The organism is Synergistaceae bacterium (assembly GCA_031272035.1).
Taxonomy (GTDB): Bacteria; Synergistota; Synergistia; order Synergistales; family Aminobacteriaceae; genus JAISSA01.
Genome location: JAISUO010000005.1, coordinates 13,216 through 33,327, shown reverse-complemented (window position 1 = coordinate 33,327; position 20,112 = coordinate 13,216). Strand labels below are relative to the sequence as shown.

General features: G+C 56.2%; 16 protein-coding genes. 9 read left to right on the top strand and 7 right to left on the bottom strand.

The features are described 5' to 3' along the window. Positions 1-31 precede the first annotated feature (31 nt). The 4 genes from LBR61_00540 (at position 32) to LBR61_00525 (ending at position 4,378) form a co-directional block, all read left to right on the top strand. Complete coding sequence (locus tag LBR61_00540; GenBank protein MDR1730560.1) at positions 32-1,033, top strand: 4-hydroxy-2-oxovalerate aldolase; 1,002 nt, start codon at positions 32-34, stop codon at positions 1,031-1,033. A 106-nt stretch (positions 1,034-1,139) separates the two neighbouring features. Then, positions 1,140-2,207, top strand: coding sequence for an extracellular solute-binding protein (locus LBR61_00535; protein MDR1730559.1), 1,068 nt, complete (start codon positions 1,140-1,142; stop codon positions 2,205-2,207). A 79-nt stretch (positions 2,208-2,286) separates the two neighbouring features. After that, a complete protein-coding gene (locus tag LBR61_00530; protein ID MDR1730558.1) occupies positions 2,287-3,102 on the top strand; it encodes an ABC transporter permease subunit in 816 nt (271 codons plus the stop codon). A 91-nt stretch (positions 3,103-3,193) separates the two neighbouring features. Then, positions 3,194-4,378 carry a hypothetical protein gene (locus LBR61_00525; GenBank protein ID MDR1730557.1) on the top strand — a complete coding sequence of 395 codons (1,185 nt, stop codon included), beginning with the start codon at positions 3,194-3,196 and terminating at the stop codon, positions 4,376-4,378. A 278-nt stretch (positions 4,379-4,656) separates the two neighbouring features. Here the strand turns inward: LBR61_00525 and LBR61_00520 are convergent, their stop codons facing one another. Continuing rightward, positions 4,657-5,619 carry a nitronate monooxygenase gene (locus tag LBR61_00520; protein ID MDR1730556.1) on the bottom strand — a complete coding sequence of 321 codons (963 nt, stop codon included), beginning with the start codon at positions 5,617-5,619 and terminating at the stop codon, positions 4,657-4,659. 497 nt (positions 5,620-6,116) lie between these two features. Between LBR61_00520 and LBR61_00515 the strand changes: the two genes are divergently transcribed. Further along, positions 6,117-8,741 (top strand): VWA domain-containing protein, encoded by a 2,625-nt coding sequence (locus tag LBR61_00515; protein MDR1730555.1) that lies wholly within the window; start codon positions 6,117-6,119, stop codon positions 8,739-8,741. A gap of 52 nt (positions 8,742-8,793) precedes the next feature. Further along, complete coding sequence (locus LBR61_00510; protein MDR1730554.1) at positions 8,794-9,792, top strand: ADP-ribosylglycohydrolase family protein; 999 nt, start codon at positions 8,794-8,796, stop codon at positions 9,790-9,792. Positions 9,793-9,887: 95 nt separating this feature from the next. Here LBR61_00510 and LBR61_00505 read toward each other — a convergent pair whose 3' ends face one another. Genes LBR61_00505 through LBR61_00480 form a run of 6 tightly spaced genes read right to left on the bottom strand, consistent with a single transcriptional unit; the run spans position 9,888 to position 15,952 of the window. Then, positions 9,888-11,315, bottom strand: coding sequence for an FAD-binding oxidoreductase (locus tag LBR61_00505; GenBank protein MDR1730553.1), 1,428 nt, complete (start codon positions 11,313-11,315; stop codon positions 9,888-9,890). Continuing rightward, entirely contained in the window at positions 11,315-12,364 is a 1,050-nt protein-coding gene (locus LBR61_00500; protein ID MDR1730552.1) for an electron transfer flavoprotein subunit alpha/FixB family protein, read from the bottom strand. The genes LBR61_00505 and LBR61_00500 overlap by 1 nt, the downstream gene beginning before the upstream one ends. Continuing rightward, positions 12,361-13,164 carry an electron transfer flavoprotein subunit beta/FixA family protein gene (locus tag LBR61_00495; GenBank protein ID MDR1730551.1) on the bottom strand — a complete coding sequence of 268 codons (804 nt, stop codon included), beginning with the start codon at positions 13,162-13,164 and terminating at the stop codon, positions 12,361-12,363. The genes LBR61_00500 and LBR61_00495 overlap by 4 nt, the downstream gene beginning before the upstream one ends. Before the next feature lie 4 nt (positions 13,165-13,168). Continuing rightward, a complete protein-coding gene (locus LBR61_00490; GenBank protein ID MDR1730550.1) occupies positions 13,169-14,443 on the bottom strand; it encodes a TRAP transporter large permease in 1,275 nt (424 codons plus the stop codon). Then, a complete protein-coding gene (locus tag LBR61_00485; GenBank protein MDR1730549.1) occupies positions 14,440-14,928 on the bottom strand; it encodes a TRAP transporter small permease in 489 nt (162 codons plus the stop codon). The genes LBR61_00490 and LBR61_00485 overlap by 4 nt, the downstream gene beginning before the upstream one ends. 4 nt (positions 14,929-14,932) lie before the next feature. Beyond that, the gene (locus LBR61_00480; GenBank protein ID MDR1730548.1) at positions 14,933-15,952 is read right to left on the bottom strand and encodes a TRAP transporter substrate-binding protein; all 1,020 of its coding nucleotides are present in this window, start codon (positions 15,950-15,952) and stop codon (positions 14,933-14,935) included. 375 nt (positions 15,953-16,327) lie between these two features. Here LBR61_00480 and LBR61_00475 point away from each other — a divergent pair, with 375 nt between their 5' ends. Genes LBR61_00475 through LBR61_00465 form a run of 3 tightly spaced genes read left to right on the top strand, consistent with a single transcriptional unit; the run spans position 16,328 to position 19,932 of the window. Further along, positions 16,328-17,851: an AbgT family transporter gene (locus LBR61_00475; protein MDR1730547.1), complete on the top strand. Its 1,524-nt coding sequence runs from the start codon at positions 16,328-16,330 to the stop codon at positions 17,849-17,851. Positions 17,852-17,891: 40 nt separating this feature from the next. Beyond that, entirely contained in the window at positions 17,892-19,082 is a 1,191-nt protein-coding gene (locus tag LBR61_00470) for a M20 family metallopeptidase (protein MDR1730546.1), read from the top strand. Between the two features lie 31 nt (positions 19,083-19,113). After that, positions 19,114-19,932: a TSUP family transporter gene (locus LBR61_00465; GenBank protein ID MDR1730545.1), complete on the top strand. Its 819-nt coding sequence runs from the start codon at positions 19,114-19,116 to the stop codon at positions 19,930-19,932. Positions 19,933-20,112 lie beyond the last annotated feature (180 nt).

Sequence of the window (20,112 nt, the reverse complement as noted above, 5' to 3'; positions counted from 1 at the left end):
AATTGATAATTGATTTGAACGGAGGGAAAAAATGAATAAGGTGGAAATTTTTGACTGTACCCTGCGCGACGGAGGCAACGTCGTGGGAAAAGGGTTTTCACTGGAACTGACGCGTCTGATTATCGCCGGCCTGCTGGACAATGGGGTTAAAACCATTGAATACGGGCATCCTTCCGGAATCGGCGGGTATCGTAAAGGTGCCGGTCCTGCGCCCGTCGCGGATCTGGAGTACCTCGAAGCGGGAAAACCTTTTTTCGGACGCGGAAAAATAGGGATGTTTGCTCAGCCTTCCCTGACAGTGGACGCGGACGTGGAAAAAGCCGCGGAAATGGGGCTGGGCTTCCTGCGGGTGGGGACCAACGCCGGAGACGCCGCCTCCGCGGGGCCGCTGACCGGCAAAATTATCGCTTCCGGTATGGAAGCGCGTTTCAGCCTGATGAAAGCGTATGTCCTGCCGCCTGACAAACTGGCGGACGAAGCCCGAAAGGTGGAGTCCTTCGGCGCCGTCGGAGTCACCATCATGGACTCCGCGGGCTGCATGTTCCCCGACCAGGTCCGGAATTACGCCGAAGTTCTTTCCCGCGCGGTGAAGATTCCGGTGGGTATCCACTCGCACAACAACATGGGGCTGTGCGTGGCCAATGCCCTGGGGGCTCTGGAAGGCGGCGCCCTTTCCGTCGATACGGGGCTGATGGGCATGGCCAGAAGCGTGGGCAATATTCCCACGGAAGTGATGACGGCCGCGCTTCATCGTTTGGGAAAAGCTGAAGAAGTCGATTTATACGGGCTCATCGCCTTTATTGACGGCACTCTGGCGCCTCGTATGGAAGAATTTGGCTATAAGGCGGCTATCTCTACGCTGGAGCTGATTTTAGGTTACAGCGGCTGTCACTCCAATTTTTTGAACACATTTCGGGAGGTGGCCCGGGAAAGGAAAGTGGACCTCTATCGACTGATTGTGGAGGTCTCCCGTAAAGACAGAAAATCCCCCTCCCGGGAGCTCATGGAGACGGTAGCCCTCAATTTAAAATAAAATTCCCAATCGTATGAATGATATGATATACATATGACAACGGAGAAACGACGCGGACCTTGAACGAGATGTTCGAATAAAACTATCGGATAGGGGATGATGGGTTGTGAAAAAGTTCCTGCTGGCGTTGTGTGGAGTGGCGTTTTTGTGGTGCGGCGGAGCGAGTGCGGCCGAGCTTTACGCAGGAGAGAACGCTCTCTTGGCGGAGGCAAAAAAGGAAAAGGGGCTCACCAGTTACGACACGGGTCCCACCTGGGCGAACTGGCAGGCCCTGTTCGAGGGCTTTCAGGAGCGGTACGGCATCGAAGTCGCGTACAACGACCTGGGCAGCGGCGCGACGGTGGTTCGTCTGGACAAGGAGCGCAACAACCCTCAGGGGGACTCGGCCTACTATTTCATGCCCTCCGGTGAGGCCGCCCATCAGAAGGCCGTGACGGAGCCCTTCAAACCCGTCAACTTCGATAAAATTCCGGACATTTTGAAGGACCCGGAGGGAAACTGGTTCTGCGTTCACAAGATGACGGTGGTTTTCGTGGTGAATAAAAATCTGGTCAAAGAGATGCCGAAAGGCTGGAATGACCTTCTGAAGCCGGCCTATTCAAAATCGATCGTCTACCTCGATCCCCGCACCGCCGGCATCGGATACGCCATCGTGCTGGCCTGCGTTTACGCTCAGGGCGGCGATCTGGATCACCCCGAGGCCGGCGTCGAATACCTGGCGAAGCTCCAGGAGTGCGGCAACGTCCGCATGATCGAAAAAACCACGGAGTTCGACAAGTTCGTGAAGGGCGAGATTCCCGTCTGGATCACCTATGACGCCAACGCCTACCGCGCCCGGTACATTGCGGGGCTGGGCGACGCGGTGGAGATTGTGATCCCCTCCGAGGGAACCATCACGTCTCCTTATGCCATGAGCCTGGTGAAGGGCGCTCCGAACCCGAACACCGGCAAACTCTGGCTGAACTACATCCTTTCGGAGGAGGGACAGGGGCTTTTTGCCCGGGGCTTCGTGCGCCCGATCATTCCGGGGTTCAAAATTCCCGAGGACGTGGCCGACAAGTTCCTTTCCGACGCTGATTACACCCGGGCGAAAGACGTGGACTGGGTGAAGGCGGCAGAAGTTCAGACGAAACTGGCGTCCCTCTGGGGCTCCAAAGTTCTGGGCGAAGACTGACGCCAATTTTCGAACTTATTAAAGACGTATGCGGAGCTGAAAGGAGACGGGGAAACTGAAAAACAGGACTGGACTCTATTTGTTGTTGCTGCCTGTGGCGATCGTCCTGATCGTCTTTCTCGCGTGGCCTTTCGCGCTGGTGCTGTGGGAGAGCTTCTTCGTGGGAGGACAGCTCTCCCTGGCCAATTACCTGTCGCTTTTTATTCGGAGGCTCTACAGAGAATCGCTGTTTACCAGCTTCATTCTCTCCGTGAGCACGGCGGTTCTGGGGACGATCATCGGTATTCCCGTTTCTTACGCTATTTACAGAAGCCGCAGAATGAAGGATTTTTTCATGGCTCTGACCTCCGTGCCTCTGACCTTCAGCGGGCTTGTGGTGGGATTTGCCTTCATCGTCCTTCTGGGAACCAGCGGGTTTATTACCCTGCTGCTGAAGCGGTTTACGGGCATCGACCCTCTGGAGTTCTCCGCGTTTCTGTTCACCTGGCGCGGGCTTGTGGTGGCCTACCTCTACTTTCTGATTCCCCGTATGATTCTCACGATGGTCGTCGCCTGGAGCAACGCGGACTGGAGTCTGGTGGAGGCGGCGTCCAGTCTGGGGGCCGGACGTTTTCTCATTCTTTTCAGAGTTATTCTTCCCATGCTCGGTCCTGCCATTCTGTCCGGGTCCTCTCTGCTTTTTGCCGTCAGCATGGGGGCCTTCGGAACGGCTTTCGCCCTCACCGGAACGGCGGTGAAAATTTTGCCCATGGTGATTTACACGCAGGTCTCGGACATGTCTTCCGACATTGCCCAGGCCGACGCTCTGGCCATTGTCCTGACCGTGGCGACTACCTTCGTCATCATGATTTACGAACGCTCCTTCCGCCGCGCCGATGGGGCGCGGGCCTCGTAAGCAGGGAAGAGTCCCGTATATCAGCCGTATATTAATTGAAAAAAACGCTGTACAATACCCGGGAGAAATCGTGTTGGGAGGGGGTATTTGCATGAGCGAAGGTATTCGTATGCGTATAAAAAAAGCGTTCAGATGGGCGGGAATATTGGTTTTGACGATGGCCTCCGCTTCGTGCGCGGCCTCGCCGGACGTGCTGCCGGGTGTGCTGGAGTCCTCCTGGGGAAAACTTTCCGATACGCTGACGGAGGTTTTGAGGCTGGAGGACAAAAAGGAATCGCTGCCGGATTCGAAGTGGATCGGCGAGGACAAGACGTCCAACGCGAAAAAGATCGACGCGCTTCTCGACCAGGCGCTTTCTCTGCTGCTGCAGGGCGACGCCAACGACCTGCGGAAGGAGGCCATAGCCCTGCGCGAGCGCATTCCCGCTCTTCGGGGGGAGAGAGACGCCCTGCGCAACAAACGCATCTCCGCCCCGGACGCCTCAAGCGCATCCTGGAGCGCCAAATTGCCCTGGATCCAGTCCCGGCAGGACATCGACAAACGTATAGAGGAACTCACAAAGGAGATCGAAAGTAAGGAAAAGGCGCTTGTGGAACTCAACGCCCGCATCGCGTCGGAACTGCGTCAATTGGGGCTGGATCTGGACGACGGTCAGGTGGATATTCTGCTGACCTCCGTAACCGGAGACGACCTTTTCCAAAACGCGGTGATCTTCTCCAACGTGCGCCGGGTGGTGGAAAAACTGGCGGAGCTCGCCCGGGAGGATCGGGATAATCTGGAGGCCAACCGACGCTATACTGGCATGTATCTCGTGCTGAACGACCTGCTGATCTACACTCAGGAGGGGCTTGTGGAAAAAATTGACAGGGATTTTCGTCCAAGGCTGACCGAAATTCAGAACGAGGCCCAAAAACTGCGGACCGACGCGCTGACGAAGGCGAAACAGTCCGTATACACGGACGCGCAGAAAAAATCGTTTGAGGCGAACGCGGAGTCCAACGGTCTGACGGTTCGGGTGGCGGGGCTTTATATGGAACTTCTGGCCAGCCAGCGCAAAAGCGTCAACGCCTCACTGGCGGACCTGCGCCGGAATCGCGACGTGGCCGAAAGCACGTATCGAACCGTTCGAAGCTCCGGAGACCTCCGCAATCTGATTCGATCCGGCCTGGATCTGTTCGACTCCATTCAGGCGCTCTCCATGCCCGAAATTCAGACGTTCCAGAACGACACGATCCGGAAGGAATTCGAGGAAATCAACAGAAGACTGGCGAAGTGACGCCTGTTCGTCCGGCGAAAGCAATTTCATACCAATTTGAAGTAAAAGGCCTGAAGTTAGAATAGCTAAAAGCAGTGACATTCAAACATTAGCTTCTTCATTAACGCTTGATTGAAAGCAAATTGGTATCATACCAATTTGAAGTAAAAGGCCTGAAGTTAGAATAGCTAAAAGCAGTGACATTCAAACATTGGCTTCTTCGTTAACGCTTGATTGAAAGCAAATTGGTATCGGTCAGAGCAATTTCTGTCAGTCTGAGGTCCTGAAGCGGCGTTCTTTTATCCGCAGAGGGACCTCAATAATTTTTCAGAGTTGACGGCGATTTCTTCTATGACCTCCCGAACGCTCAGAATCTCCCTGATGTTGCCCGCGCACTGTCCCATGGGGAACATGCCGCCGTTGACGTCCCCGCTTTCGTAGGCGGCGCGCTGGCGCTGACCGTTCACAAAAGTCAAAATCTGCTCCAGAGTGGGCGTTCCGTTGGCTTCCAGCTCCAGCAGCTCTTTACAGAGGTCATTTTTGTAGTTGCGCGCCACGTTGCGTATGGGACGCTGCACCAGCGCCGTCGAACGCTCGTCCGCCTCCAGAAGGGCCTGCTTGAAATTCGGGTGCAGGATGCATTCCCGGGTGGCGACAAAGCGGGTTCCCATGACAACGCCCGCGGCGCCCAGACATCGCGCGGCGGCATAAGTTCGGCTGTCGCAGATGCCGCCGCCGGCCAGGACCGGAACTTTGACGCTGTCCACCACCCGGGGAATCAACACCATCGTCGGGACATCGTCCAGGCCGGGGTGTCCCGCGCACTCGAACCCCACGACGGACACCGCATCCACTCCGGCTTTTTCCGCTTTTTGAGCGAACCGGACCGCCGTGGATTTATGAATGACTTTGACTCCGGCCTTTTTCAGCGGGGGGACGATGTCTGTGGGGTCCCGACCGGCCAGTTCCACAACGGGAACTTTTTCCTCCGCAGCGGCGTCCAGAAAATCTGAAACCAGGTCCCCCTCCGCCTGATGGGGCAGCATCGAAATGTTTACCGCGAAAGGCTTGTCGGTGAGGGACCGGACTTTTCGTATTCCCTCGATCAGGTCCCGTTTGCTGGAGTAAAGTGAAGAGCTGAGAGTCCCCAGAGCCCCCGCGGCGGAAACGGCGGCGGCGAACTCCGGAACGGCCAGCCACTGCAGTCCTCCCTGCATGACAGGGTATTCTGTTCCGAACAGGTCACACAGTATCGATTTCATGGTCATCCACCTCCCGCTGTACTCAGGGTCATTGTACCATCCAGCCTGCCCGTCCGCTCCGAGATACGATTGTTTTACGGAGCAGTCCCTTTCTGTGAATTTCCTGAAAAGAATTTCCTGAAAGGGACAGAAATTTTTTTGGTACTGTCTGCGAGGCACAGACCTTTATAAACACTCATATTTTCAAAAGTATGAGATTATAAATCATTTTAACGCAGGGTATATTTTCTGTTGTAAAAGCTGAATTATTGTAGATTCTTTTTATATATTTTTAATAAATGAAAAATTGTGTTGACATAATTTTTTTTATGAAATATACTTCATATATTGCGTTATACAAAAGGTTTATTAATAAATTTTTGTATAAAAACAGTATTTACAGTATCTTTTTATAAAGAAAATTCTTAAATGCTTTTATAAAGAAGTTTGGATGCAGTATGGATCAGTCGTTTCGTTTTTCCGGCCTGGAATAAAAATTGGAGCAGGAGGGTTCTGAAATGTCGATGTTGTTTGTTGTCATTGCCGTGGTGACACTGGTTTTTCTGCTTGTGGCCGTGACGCCGAAGGTTGCCGCCGCCGCGTTTCTCGATCTGTCCAGATACGACAATTCGCCGTCGGGCGGAGCGTCCTCCATGGAGATCGTATCCAAAAAGGGCCTTCAGGGTTTTGTCCCCCTGAAGGAAAGCCGCCTTACCGGAGACGTCGAGGGGCCGCTTCTGAATCTTTCGCTTTCTCAGACGTATTCCTTCACGAAGGCTCAGAGCGCCCGTCCGGTGGAAGTTCTGTATCGTTTCCCCCTGCCGGGAGATGCGGCGGTAAAGGGCGCCGTCGTGCGATTTGGCGACGTGGAAATCGAAACTTCGCTGAAGGACCGCGAGAAAGCGCAGGATGAATACCATAAGGCTCGAAATGAAGGACGGCAGGCGGCGCTGGTAAACGAGGAATCCGGAAATGTTTTCACCGTTGCCATAACAGGTGTCATGCCGGATGTGGAGGTCGGCGTTCTCGTGAATTTCGTGGCCGTGGCCCGCCCGATGGAGGGGGGCTGGGAGCTGAGGTTCCCCCTGACGATTGCGCCGCGTTACGTCCGGACGGATGAGGCCGGAACTTCGCAGGCCAACGCCAATCCCCTGGCGGTTGCTCTCGACCCCGGGCATCATTTTTCGATGGATCTGAAGTTTAAAAACGCGGAGGCAATCGCGTCCTCCACTCACGAGCTTTCCGTCAAAACCAAAGCCGGAGTCGCCCGCGTGGTTCTCGCGAAAGAGAAAGTGACGCCGGACAGGGATCTTCTGATTTCCTGGAAACCCGACCTGGGAGGAAAATCTCCTTTTGGAGGGGTCATGTACACGGAAAAGGACGGAGATGACACGTATTTTCTGCTGCTCGCAGCGGCAGAGCAGGGAGAGGAGAAAGCGCCCCGTCCCCTGAAGCGGGAAGTCTCTCTCCTGATTGATCATTCCGGCTCCATGGAAGGAAGCAAATGGAAGGCCTCGGACTGGGCGGCGAAAAAATTTCTGTCGGATTTGGAAAAGGACGATCATTTCGCCGTGGCGTTCTTTCACAACGAATTTTTCCCCTTTTCGGAAAAAATGCTGCCGGCAACCTCGAACAATGTAAAAAAAGGAATTAAATTTGTCACGGAGAACACGTCTTCCGGAGGAACGGAGCTGGGCGCGGCGATGGAGCGGATGCTCATGATGCCCAAAGTTTTGCCGGAGTCGAAAACAGCGCGGCAGTTTTTGGTGATTACTGACGCGCAGGTGACGGACGAGGCGCGCATCCTCGAACTGGCCCGAAGGGAATCTTCTGAACGCGATCGACGGCGCATCAGCGTTCTCTGCATCGACGCCGCCCCCAACTCCGTGCTGACGAACCGGCTCGCGGAACGGGGAGGCGGAACAGCCGTGTACCTGACCAGCAACTCGACCGCGGGGGATGTGACCTCCGCCGTGGAGGAAGTTCTTTCCCGCTGGTCGCGTCCCGTGGCCGAGAGCGTGACGCTGGAACTGGAGGCGGAGAATTTGCACGTCCCGGGGCGGGAAACCCGCGTAATCGCGGAGAACGAACCTCGCCGGCTCAAAGCCGAACTCGGAAGTCTCATGGGGGGCAACCCTCTCTGGGTGATCGGCAAAATATCCGGTTTCAGCTCCAAAGAACCGGTTCGGGCGCGCTTCGACTCCTTCGAGGCAGAGATCAGGATCGAGCCGGCTCGCAAGGGGGCAAAATCGGAACATGACGCGATTCGGACCCTGTACGGGGCAAGGCGTATACAGGAACTGGAGTTCCTCAAATCCTCCGGAATGGATTTGGAGGAACTGCGGATTGAGCTTTTGGCGCTCGGCTGTTCGCCGGAGGAATCAGGGGCGAAATCAGGAACAAAATCAGAGAATGAAAAACGCCCCGCAAAGAAAACCAGAGGCAGGGTCTATGAAGAAAACGAAGGGATTATTCTGAAAAAATTCATCGACGACCTGTTGTTGGAAGAATCCCTTAAATACGGTGTCGTCTCCAGTCGAACGGCTCTTGTGGCGTCCCGTAAGGAAAAGGGCGAACGGGTGGAGGAGACGGTTCTGACGCCGAACGCGCTTCCGGTTGGGTGGCATGAAGGTTTTGTCTCCGCGTCGTTTTCCCGGTTGTCCGCCAGGAGGACGGGCAGAGGTGCGGCCAGTGCCAGCAGATTTTCGGCCAGCGCCAGCGCCGGCAGCTTTTGCGCGTCGTCCTGCATGAGTATGCCCGCCATGAGCTGTCTCAGTTTTGACGAGGAGCCGGAGGATGATACGAATACGGAGGGTCAGTGCATTTGGGACGGGAAAATCACCGTGCCGGGTTCCGGCGAAATTATATTGAAGGAATTTAATGAGTCAAAGACCTTTTCTGATCTTTATTTGTCCACAGACTCCATGAAATTACTGGAGAAAGAAAATCTAAAAGGGTTTATTATCCGGATTTACGTCGATGGCGAAGTGACTTCGTCCGTTGCGGTGAAGCTCCTCGATCTTGTAAAATTGGGTGGAGAGCGGCCTTTGAATCTCGTCTGCAAACGGGGCGTCCGGTTTGTCCTTGTGAACGAAGGGGCAAATTCGGTCGCGCTGAAAAAACTGACGCTTTTTGTCCGATAAATTCTGAACGAAAAATCATGAAAATAATGACACAGAAGGAGACGAAAAAATAATGGAGGATTCTTTTTTCAGGACGTCGGGCGAGGCTCAACTGGATCGCGCGAAGGGCTGTCTTTTTGGACAGTTTATCGGGGACAGCCTCGGTGGTTTGGTGGAGTTCAAGACGTCGGAATATATCCAGAAGCATTATCCCGACGGAGTCAGAGACCTGGCCGACGGAGGGACGTTTTCCAATCTCGCCGGACAGGCGACCGACGATTCTGAAATGGCTCTGGCTCTGGCGCGCACGCTGGACAAGGACGGCGAGTACATTCAGGAAAACGTACGTAAGGCTTATGTCTCCTGGTTCGCCGGAGCTTTCGATTATGGCTTCGCTACGCTCAACGCGCTGGGAAATGGACGGCCTCTTTCCGATACGGAGGCCAACGGCGCGATGATGCGCGTGAGCCCCCTTGGAATATGGTGCGCCGAACGTTACGATACGCGTAAAAAAGAGGGTTTCGCTGAAATCGCGCGACTGGCGAGGACGGATGCCGCAATCACTCATCCGACTAAAGTCTGCGCCGACGCCAATACGTTATACGTGGCCGCAATTGCCGACGCGGTGCGTTACGGGGATACGCGGGAAGAAATTTTCGAAAGAATTTGCGTCTGGTGTCAGGAAATCGACGCCGCGGAATCGGTGAAAAATGCGGTGGAAAACGCCCGGAAGGAACCTCCGCTCTCCGAGTTTTCACTGCACAAGGGATGGGTTCTGGTGGCGTTTCAGAACGCGCTGTATCAGCTGCTTCACGCCGAGAACTTCGAGGAGGCGCTTGTGGACACCATCAGCTACGGACACGATACGGACACGAATGCGGCGATCTGCGGAGCTCTCATGGGGGCCGTAACGGGCTTTAAAGCGATCCCGACGCGGTGGAGCGACGTGATCTCCGTCTGCCGTCCCGGGAAAGGCAATCCCCGAACCAGCCATCCGAAACCGGCATTCTACTGGCCCTGCGACGCGGCCGAACTGGCGGAAAAATTGTTGAAGATGCGCATGACTGTATAATAATTGTCTGTTTACTGTCCTGCCCGGAAGTTCTGATTGTTCAATACAACTCAGCCGCTCCCGAAGGAGCGGCTGTTTTTTGCGGACAGGAAAATTCAGGGGACCAGCTTCGATGGATTCAGGATATTGTTGGGGTCGAAGGCGTTTTTGACGCGTTTCATGAGGCGAAGCTGGGCTTCGTCCAAAAAAATGCCCGCGTAGTCCTTCCGCTTCAGGCCGATCCCGTGCTCGCCGGAAAGGGTCCCTCCCAAATCTCTGACCTGCCCGTAAAGCTCCCGCCTCAGAGGGTCGGCGCGGCGATGGAGCTCCTCCTCCGGGGCGGCCTCCTTCGGGAATATCGTGATGTGGATGTTGCCGTCCGCGATGTGTCCGAAGGCGTTAAAGGTCGCCCGATGGTTTTCCGCAACTCGGGGCAGGCGCGCCAGAAATTCGGCGACGGCGCTGGTGGGCACAACGATGTCCTCTTTGGAAAGAATGGGCATGGAGGCGGTCCATTCCTCTTCCGCCACGTATTTCCTTATTCGCCACACCCGTTCCCTGGCGTTTCTGTCCTCCGCGACAAAGACCTCCCTGGCGCCGTTGGCCATGCAGATGTCTCCCGTCTTTTCCACGTCTGTCCAGAGCTGCTTTCGGTCCATGCCCTCCATCTGGATGATGAGCTGGGCGGCGGCGTCGCTTTCGGGGATCCGGAAACTTGTGTATCTCTCCACGTTCAGGATGGACTCCCGATCCATGTACTCCACCGACGAGGGGATGACCCCGCCCTCCGTGGTGATCAGAGAGGTCAGTTTCACGGCGGCCTCGACGCTTTTCATGGGAACGAGCAGATCGGTGACGCAGGTCGGAAGCGGAATGAGGTTGAGGATGATCTTCGTCACCACGGCGAGCGTTCCCTCGGATCCGATCAGCAGGTGAACGAAATCGTAGCTGGTGACGTCCTTGCGCCTTTTGCCGCCGAATGTCACGATGCTGCCGTCCGGCAGAACGGCCTCCAGCCCCAGAACGTGCGCGCCGGTAGCCCCGTATTTGATGACCTTGTTGCCTCCGGCGTTCTCCGCCACGTTGCCGCCGATGAATGAAATGTCGCCGCTGCAGGGGTCTCCCGCGTAAAAGAGCCCGCTGTTCCGCGCGGCTTTCGTCACCTCTGACGTCACCACTCCCGGCTCCGTGGTCAGAGTCCGGTTTTCTCTGTCGATTTCCAGTATGGCGTTCATCCGCTCCAGCGACAGAACGATTCCTCCCAGGGCCGGAACGGCTCCCCCGGAAAGGCCCGTGCCGGCGCCTCGGGGCGTCACGGGAATCCGGCGTTCGTTTGCGTATTTCAGAACCGCCGAAACCTGCGCGGTGTTCTCCGGGAAACAGACCGCGTCGGCCCTGTATTCTCTCTCGAAACGGGGGATCGTCTGGTCCGTGGAGTACGCCAGACATTTTTCTCCGTCTGTGGTGACGCCCGACGCTCCAAGAAGGGAAACGAGGTCCCGCACAACTTCTTCCGTGACCGGCGAATAAACTGAATGGGCCATTACGTCCGGCCTCCTTTCGCCGTTTCGATTTTTTCCGTCAGCTTCGGCAGAATTTCGTAAAGGTCGCCGCAGATTGCCACGTCCGAGACGTTGAAAATCTGCGCCTCCGGATCCCGATTGATGGAAATGATTTTTCCCGCGGTCTGCATCCCCGCCAGATGCTGGACCGACCCGGAGATGCCCGCGGCGATGTAGACCCTTGGGGCCACAACCTGCCCGGAGAGCCCCACCTGGTGCGGATAGCCGATCCATTTCATTTCGACGGCCGGACGGGATGCCCCCACTCTGCCGTCCAGAAGAGCGGCCAGCTTCGTCAGCAGGTCGAAACCCTCCGCTCTGCGCAGCCCTCTGCCTCCGGCCACGACAACGTCCCTGTCCTGCAGGGTTCCGTCGCTCTGAGCGAAACTTTCGAACTTCACCGTGCGAAGAGTTCCGCGCATTATGGATGAAACATCCGGCGTTACGATTTCCGCCCCTTTCTCCGTTACGACCGCGGGAATTTTGAAGGTTTTCGGTCGGACGGTGGCCATTTGGGGGAGATGGTTCGGCGTTCGGATGGTGGCCATGACGTTGCCTCCTATGGCCGGGCGCGACTGCAGCAGCAGACCGCTCTCCGGGTCGATGGAAAGTCCGGTGCAGTCCGCGGTGAGCCCCGTCCGCAGCAGTGCCGCCGCGTAGGGCATCACGGAACGGCCGAAGGCTGTGGCGGCCGCGATCACAATTTGAGGCCGATGGGTTTGGGCCAGATGGGCGAGGATTTTCCCGCAGACGGCGCGGTCGAAGGGCAGCGCTTCGGCTTTGACGGACAGGACCTGATCCGCGCCGTAAGAGCCGACTTTTTCGGGATTGAATCGATCTCTCAGGGAGTCGGTCAGCAGAACCACGGAAACGCCGCAGGGCCGGCCTCTGACGGAGGAAAGCGCGTCCGCCAGCCCCCGCGCTCCGGCGGTGAGTTCAAACAGAGTGGAGGACGGTTCCCCGTCCGGTTTCATCTCGCCAAGGACCCAGACAGAGCCTTCGGCGTCGAAGGTTTCTGACGGATTTTTCATAGAATCGCCTCGTCTCTGAGAATTTCGACAACCCTGTTCAACCCGGCCTCGAGTTCTTCCTCGTGTTTTGCGAAAAATTTTTCAACGGTCCTCGTCATCTTTGGCCGTTCGATTTTGACGACTCTCGTAGGGGAGGCCGCCAGTCCGGTGTCTTCCGGTTCAAAGCCAAGGCTCTCCGCCGTGACGATCTCCGTTTTTTGGAGCCAGGCGCGTTTTTTTCCGGACAGCGTCGGGAGCGAAGGCACGTTCAGGTCGCTCAGGACCGTGACCAGGCAGGGCAGGGGGAGTCGCTGGGTCAGAATCCCCTCCTCCAGGGTGCATTGGACTTCCACCTCTTCGGCGTCGCCGTTTTGCGTTCGCTGGAGGCTGGTGACCCGGGTCGCCAGAGGCAGGTCGAGAATCGCGGCGACCTCCGGGCCCACCTGTCCCGTCTCTCCGTCCGTGGCTTTTTCTCCGGCGATGATGAGGCCGGGGAGGCCCGCTTTTTTCAGCATCGCGGCGAGAACTTTTGCCGTCGCCCAACTGTCGGCTCCGGCGAAGGCTTTGTCCGTGGCCAGCATCGCCCCGTCGGCTCCCAGAGAAAACCCCTCTCGAAGGGCCTCTTCCGCGCCGGGCGGCCCCATGGAAAAAAGCGTCACCTCGTCGCCTTCCCGGCGAATCTGCCGGGCGGCCTCGATGGCGTTCAGATCAAGGGGATTGACGATGCTTCCCACGCCATCCCGGATCATTGTCCCCCGCTCCGGGTCCATTTTGACCTCGTCCGTGTCGGGGACCTGTTTGACAAGCACGGCTATACGCACAATATCACCTCATCAGGGCGACGAGGCCCAGAGTCAGCACCGGACAAAAGGTGATCAGGAGCAGACACAGGAACATTGCCGCCAGAAATGGCACGGCCGCTCTCGCGATCCGTTCGATGCTGACGCCGGAGATGGCGGTGGCGACGAACAGGTTGGCGCCGTAGGGAGGCGTGACGAAACCGATGGCCAGCGCCGTGGTCATGACGATTCCGAACTGAACCGGATTCATCCCCATGGATTTCACGATGGGCAGGAACACCGGAGTCAGAATCAGACACGACGAAATATTATCCACGAACAGGCCGACAAAAAGCAAAAAAAGTAAAATGAAACCCATCAGCAGAACGCGGTTGGTGATAACGCCTGTCAGCAGAGCAGCCACTTTTACGGGGATCTGTTCAATGGCCAGATAGGAGGCGAAGGCCATGGAAAATCCGATGGCGAACCCCGTCAGGCCATTCAGGTCGGCGGTGGACCGGAGGGAGGCGACGAAGGTTTTCCAGTCCAGCTCTTTGTAGATGAACACGCCCACGATCAGCGAGTACACAATTCCCACTACCGCGGCTTCGGTGGGGGTGAAGATTCCGCCGTAAATCCCGCCGAGAATGATGACAGGGGTGATCAGAGCCCAGATGGAGTCCTTCAGGACGGGCCAGAATTTCAGGTCTTCCCTCGCGGTTCCCCTGTAGCCCCGTTTGCGGGAAATCACGTAGCAGACGGCCATGAGCGACAGGCCGATGAGAACGCCCGGAACGACCCCCGCGATGAAGAGCTCTCCGATGGAGGCCGAGGCCACGACGCCGTAGATGACGAAGGGAATGCTGGGAGGGATGATGACCCCGATGGTCCCCGCCGTGGCCGTCAGACCGGTGGCGAAATCTCTGGAGTATCCCCGCTTTTCCATTTCGGGCAGCATGATGGTTCCCATGGCGGAAACAGTGGCCGGTCCGGACCCCGAAATGGCCGCGAAGAACATGCAGGCCGCCACCGTGGCCATGCCCACGCCGCCCGTTATTTTCCCCACCAGCACGTCGCACATGTTGACGATGCGTCTGGCGATGCCTCCCGCGGCCATCAGGTTTCCGGCCAGCATGAAGAAGGGGATTGCCATCAGCGGGAAGGAATCCAGCCCGGCGAAGGCGTTCTGGTTGACCATGATCGTCGGGATATTGCTGGTGAAGGCGATGGTGATCACCGTGGAAAGGCCGAGGGATACGCCAATGGGCACGGACAGCGACACGCAGATCACCAGCATCGCGAACAGAAGCAGAATATTCATTCCGGAAGCCCTCTCATTCTTTGTTTCGAGAAGAAATCCTTCAGGGTGTTTTCGGCGAGGCGCAGGGCCATCAGGGTGCACCCCACGGGCACGGCCAGGTGAACGTACTGCATGGGGATCTGAAGCGCCGAGGATTTCTGACCGAACCGCGCGACTTGCGCCGCCAGGCCAAACCCCCGGGCGGCCACGAAAAGAGCGAAGCCCATCCAGACCGCCGTTACGACGAGTTCGACGCCGCTTCGGGCTTTGGGGCTCAGTTTCTGCGTCAGCAGCAAAATCCGCAGATGGGATCTGTTGCGGGCGGCGTAGCTGACGCCGAGCCAGATTTGCCAGATGAAAAGGTACCGCGCCAGTTCCTCCGACCAGGACAGGGAGCTGGTGAACACGTAACGCATGATAATTTGCACGAAAATCAGGCCCACGCTGAAAACCAGCGAGGGCAGCAAAAAGATCTCCTCAAGGTGATCCCATATTTTTTTCAGCATGGGATTACTTTCCATACACCTCGTTGATTTTTTTAGCGGCCTCCAGAACCTTCGGCTCCACGACGCCGGCCAGGTCGTCCAGAACCGAGGCGGTGGCCTTCTGCCAGGCGGCGCGCTCCTCGTCCGACAGGCGGTTCACCTTCACGCCGGAGTTTTCGATGAGTTTTATGAACTCGTCCTCCATTTCCGTGTTCAGCCGCCGCTGGTTGGTGAGGGCGTAAATGGAGCCGTCTTTGACGACCTGCAGCAGGTCTTCGGGCAGACTCTTCAGAAACGCGTCGGAAAACACGTAGGCGTTGGCGGCGTAGCAATGTTCGGTGAATGTGTAATATTTCAGAACTTCGTAGACCTTGGCGGTGTAGGTCAGCACGACGCCGTTGTCCTGGCCGTCTACCGTCCCCTGCTGCAGCGCGGTGTACAGCTCGTTGAACGCCATGGGAGTTCCGTTGGCCCCCAGGGCTTTCATCGTGTTGATGTAGACCGGAGCCTCCATCACCCGGATTTTAAGCCCCTTCATATCCGCCATGGTGTTGATGGCGCGGACGTTATTCGAGATGTTGCGGAAAGCGTTTTCGCCGTACCCCAAAAGCCTCATGCCGATTTTGGGCAGATTTTCGGCGAGCATGGCGCCAAATTCTCCGTCCAGGGCGGCATAGGCCGTTTTCTTGTTCTTGAAAAGGAACGGGGCGTCGACGACGCTGAAGTTCGGGTCAAAGTTGGCCAGCACGGAGAGAGGGCCGAAGTTGGCTTCGAGGGTGTTCACCTGCAGGGATTCGAACATCTGCCGGTCTCCGCCCAGCACGGAATTGCAGTAGACCTCAACCTTGATTCTGCCCCCGGATTTTTCCTCCACGTAGGGCTTGAAGTATTGCGTCAGAGACAGCCCGCTGGCGGAGTCCTCCTGCACCGTGGCGCCGATTTTCAGAGTGAAGTCCGCCGCCTGAGCGCTGCCGGAGACTCCCGAGCAAATCGTAAAAACACACAGGGCCATTACAAAAAATACCATTCGATACTTTTTTGACATGATGCTTCCCTCCTGATATAAAATAAAGTTTATAAATCTGATTTTGCACTGTTTCCTAAAAAACAGGAATAAAACTGACCGGAACAATATACCTCATTATATCCTGTTTTGTAAATTTCCAGGCAAAAATAAAAGCAGTGGTATAAATAAAATAAAGTTTATAAAAGAGCCAGGGATTTTTGCCCCACTGCCGGCGTTGCTGACGCTTTATTCCTTCATTGCAAATATGGACGATGGAAGAATATCCGGTTTCCTTTCAGGGTCATTCTGCGGTCTTTGGGCGTCAGTTTGATCTGGCCGCTTTCACGTAATATAAGGTAAAATTCAATGCTATGTTCAATATGATATTCAAAAAGCAATAAGGGAGGTTTTTTTGTGAGTGAGCGGCAGAATCGGCAAAAGGGTATTTTAGGCGCAATTGAAAGAGTTGGCAATATGTTGCCCCATCCGGTTTATATTTTCCTTATTCTGACTGTCGTCGTCGTCCTCGTCTCCATGCACATGGGCGGCATGACCTTTCATAACCCGGGCAACGGAAAAGAAGAAGTGGTCAAAAACCTGGCGACGCCGGAGGGCTTCCGGTGGATGCTCCAGAGCATGGTGAACAACTTCACCCGCTTCCCTCCTCTGGGAACGGTTCTGGTGATGATGATCGGTCTGGGGCTGGCCGAGGAGGCCGGACTTTTGAGGGCCGTTCTGAGAAAAGCCATTGCGGGTGCTCCCAGGATCCTGACGACCACCATCGTGGTTTTCGCCGGCGTCATGGGAAACATCGCCGGAAGCGCCACGTTCGTCGTCATTCCGCCCCTTGGAGGGCTGGTGTTTAAATCTCTGAACCGCCACCCCCTTGCGGGAATCGCGGCCGGTTTTGCCGGTGTGGCGGCGGGACTGAGCGCCAATCTTCTGATAACGCCCACCGATATTCTTTGCGCGGGGCTGACGGAAAAGGCGATGCAGATCATGGTCCCCAACGCCACCGTTCACCCGGCGGTCAACTGGTATTTCATGTTTCTGGCGACGATCGTGCTCACCGTCGTGGGGGTCTTCATCACGGAAAAACTCGTTGAGCCGAGCCTTGGAACCTACGACGGCTCAGGCGGCGAGGTGAGGGACGAGGATACGGCCCTGATGGAGGTGACGGAGGCAGAACGAAGGGGAATGCGGAATGCCCTGATCGTCACTCTGCTCTACGTCTGCGTCATCGCGCTGATGGTGGTTCCTGCCGACGGCATTCTCAGAGATCCCAAACTGAAAACCATTGTTCCCTCTCCCTTCCTTTCGTCGATGGTGCCGATCCTGTTTTTGTGGTTTTTCCTCGTGGCGCTGGCCTATGGAATCACGGCGGGGACGATCCGAAATTCAGGAGACGTCATCAAACATATGACGGAGTCGATGAAGGGCTTCGCGGGATTTATCGTCCTGTGCTTCTTCGCGGCGCAGTTTGTCGAATATTTCTCCTACACGAACCTGGGCCTTCTTCTGGCCGTTAAGGGCGCGGATTACCTGCAGTCCAGCGGATTCATCGGCGTTCCTCTGATCGTTGCGTTCATTATTCTGGCGGCGCTGATCAACTTCCTGATCGGCAGCGCCTCCGCCAAGTGGGCCATACTGGCGCCGATTTTCGTGCCGATGTTCATGAAGCTGAATTTCTCTCCCTACCTGACGCAGGCCGCCTATCGCGTGGCGGATTCCGTGACCAACTGCGTCTCCCCGCTGGAGCCCTTCATGCCGTTTATCATTATCTGCGCCCAGCGCTACGACAAAAAAGCGGGACTGGGAACGATCATCTCCATCATGATTCCCTACGCGATTTTCTTCATGATCTCCTGGACCCTTCTGCTGATCGGGTTCTATCTGTTGAACCTGCCTCTGGGCCCTGGAGCGCCCGTTCTGCTCTGAAGAAATAGAAAAATGGGAAGTAAGTGAAGGGAGACCGAATATGCTTTCGGAGAAAGACTGGCGCGCGCTTTTTGAGGAGGTGGAAAAACTCAGAGATGTCCTCGTCAAAACCTCCTCGAAAATATGGGAAAATCCGGAAATAGGACATCAGGAGTTTATGGCTGCCGATCTTCTGTGCGGCGTCCTCGAATCGAACGGCTTCGAGGTGGAGAGAAACAGCGGCGGCATGAAAACGGCCTTCAGGGGATCTTTCCGGTCGGATAAAAAAGGTCCCACCGTGGCGTTTATCGCCGAGTACGACGCTCTGCCCGAACTGGGACATGCCTGCGGGCACAATCTTTTTTGCTGTTCCGCCCTGGGGGCCGCCATCGCTTTGCGCGGATTTCTGAAGGAAACGGGAGGCGAGGTTCAGGTTTTGGGCTCTCCCGCCGAGGAGGGAACCGTCCCCAATTATGGAGGAAAGGTGACTTTGCTCAAAAAAGGTTACTTTGAGCGCGTGGACTGCGCCTTTACCGCCCACGGGGAAAACGAGACCGTCATAGAGCGCTCTCTGGCCGCCACAATGGCTCTGGAGGTGACCTTCAGGGGACAGCCCGCCCACGCCGGCGGGTCGCCGGAAAAAGGGGTGAACGCCCTGACGGCCGGAATGCTCACCCTGAACAATATCAATGCCATGAGGCAGCACAATCTGGCGGGCGATATCGTCAACGGGGTCGTCGTGGAAAGCAGCTCCATGCCCAACACGATTCCCGACCTGTGCAGAATGAAGTTCAGCATTCGGGGCCGAACGTCCGCCAACCTCAAAAGAGTCCTGAAGGTGGTTACCAACAGCGTTGAAGCTGCCGCGCTGGTGACGGGCTGCACCTTTGAAACGAAAATTCCGGAGAATTTTTACGAGGATACGCGCCCGAATCACGAACTGGGACTGGTCATGGCGGAGGCGCTGAAAGTCCTCGGTATGCCCTTCAGGGCGTCGGACACCCGCGGCTATGGATGGGACGCGGGCAACGTGAGCTGCGTTCGTCCTCTTCTCGCGCCGTATTTTAAAATCGGCCCCGAGACGCTTACGGGCCACACGCGAGAATTTTGCGAGGCTTCCAATTCGGAGGAAGCCCGGGAGGCCATGCTGTCCGCGGCCAAAGCCATGGGCGCCGTGGCCCTCGAATACCTCGTGAGCGAAGAACTCAGGGAAAAAGTGCGACGCGAGTTCGAAACGGTAACAAAAGGCTGAACGTCGAAATATAAGGAGGCGTGAGGGCAGCTTGAATTTTCCAGGTTCGGAGTTCGTGTCTCTGCACACTTATTTGATTCTGTGCCCCATGCTTTTTCTGGCCTCTTTTGTGGACTCCGTGGCCGGCGGAGGAGGGCTCATTTCCATCCCTTCCTGGCTGGCCGCGGGGTTTCCCGTGCATTTTGCCTATGGAACCAACAAATTCACCTCGGGTGCGGCAGCGCTTTCTTCCTCCATCCGTTATTTCAGGAGCGGAAAAATCTCCCTCCCTGTGGCGTGTTTCGCCGCTGCCGGCGCGCTGGGAGGCTCCTGGCTGGGGGCGAGGCTGGTCCTTTTTTTGAGCGATGAGGTTCTTCGGGTGACGCTTCTGGTGCTTTTGCCCATTGTGGGAACCTTCACACTGCTCTGCCGGAGAAATGCTCCGACTGAGGAGAGTCCCGCTATGGCCCTGGCGGAAAATGCGGAAGCGGAAAAAAAGAGGTTTCTGTCTTTTCTCATCGGGTTGGTCATCGGCGCCTACGAGGGCTTTTTTGGGCCGGGGTCCGGCACGTTTTTGATCCTGGCCTTCAATTTTTTATTGGGGATGGAGCTTCTCACGGCCTGTGGGACGGCCCGTCTGGTCAACCTGGCGGCGAATCTGGCTGCGCTGCTCACGTTTGTGGCGGAGAGCCGGGTGGTTTGGGAAGTCGCTGTTCCCTGCGCGCTGTTTTCCATAGCCGGCGGTCGGTTTGGAGCCCGCTGCGCAATAACCCGCGGGGCGAAATTTGTCAGGCCTCTGATGGCCTTTGTCATGGTGCTGTTGTTCGCGAAGTTGCTGTACGATTTCTGCCTGAAAATAAAATTGATTTAACTTATCAAACTATATAAACAACACATGTCTGACCGGCCATCTCATGAAAACACCGGCAGTCATCGCGGAAGATAAATAATGCGTTCACCAGCAGCAATGTATAATAAAGAAAATTTACTGTTGGATACGCCTCCAGTAAGGGTATAAAACTCCAGGGTCTCCAAAACAAAAATTCACGAA

Excerpts from the sequence above, each read along its gene's own strand:
- LBR61_00510 (MDR1730554.1), top strand. The coding sequence starts at position 8,794 with ATGGAGGATTCTTTTTTCAGGACGTCGGGCGAGGCTCAACTGGATCGC.
- LBR61_00470 (MDR1730546.1), top strand. The coding sequence starts at position 17,892 with ATGCTTTCGGAGAAAGACTGGCGCGCGCTTTTTGAGGAGGTGGAAAAA.
- LBR61_00540 (MDR1730560.1), top strand. The coding sequence starts at position 32 with ATGAATAAGGTGGAAATTTTTGACTGTACCCTGCGCGACGGAGGCAAC.
- LBR61_00525 (MDR1730557.1), top strand. The coding sequence starts at position 3,194 with ATGAGCGAAGGTATTCGTATGCGTATAAAAAAAGCGTTCAGATGGGCG.
- LBR61_00515 (MDR1730555.1), top strand. The coding sequence starts at position 6,117 with ATGTCGATGTTGTTTGTTGTCATTGCCGTGGTGACACTGGTTTTTCTG.
- LBR61_00485 (MDR1730549.1), bottom strand. The coding sequence starts at position 14,928 with ATGCTGAAAAAAATATGGGATCACCTTGAGGAGATCTTTTTGCTGCCC.
- LBR61_00520 (MDR1730556.1), bottom strand. The coding sequence starts at position 5,619 with ATGAAATCGATACTGTGTGACCTGTTCGGAACAGAATACCCTGTCATG.
- LBR61_00505 (MDR1730553.1), bottom strand. The coding sequence starts at position 11,315 with ATGGCCCATTCAGTTTATTCGCCGGTCACGGAAGAAGTTGTGCGGGAC.
- LBR61_00490 (MDR1730550.1), bottom strand. The coding sequence starts at position 14,443 with ATGAATATTCTGCTTCTGTTCGCGATGCTGGTGATCTGCGTGTCGCTG.
- LBR61_00480 (MDR1730548.1), bottom strand. The coding sequence starts at position 15,952 with ATGTCAAAAAAGTATCGAATGGTATTTTTTGTAATGGCCCTGTGTGTT.
- LBR61_00500 (MDR1730552.1), bottom strand. The coding sequence starts at position 12,364 with ATGAAAAATCCGTCAGAAACCTTCGACGCCGAAGGCTCTGTCTGGGTC.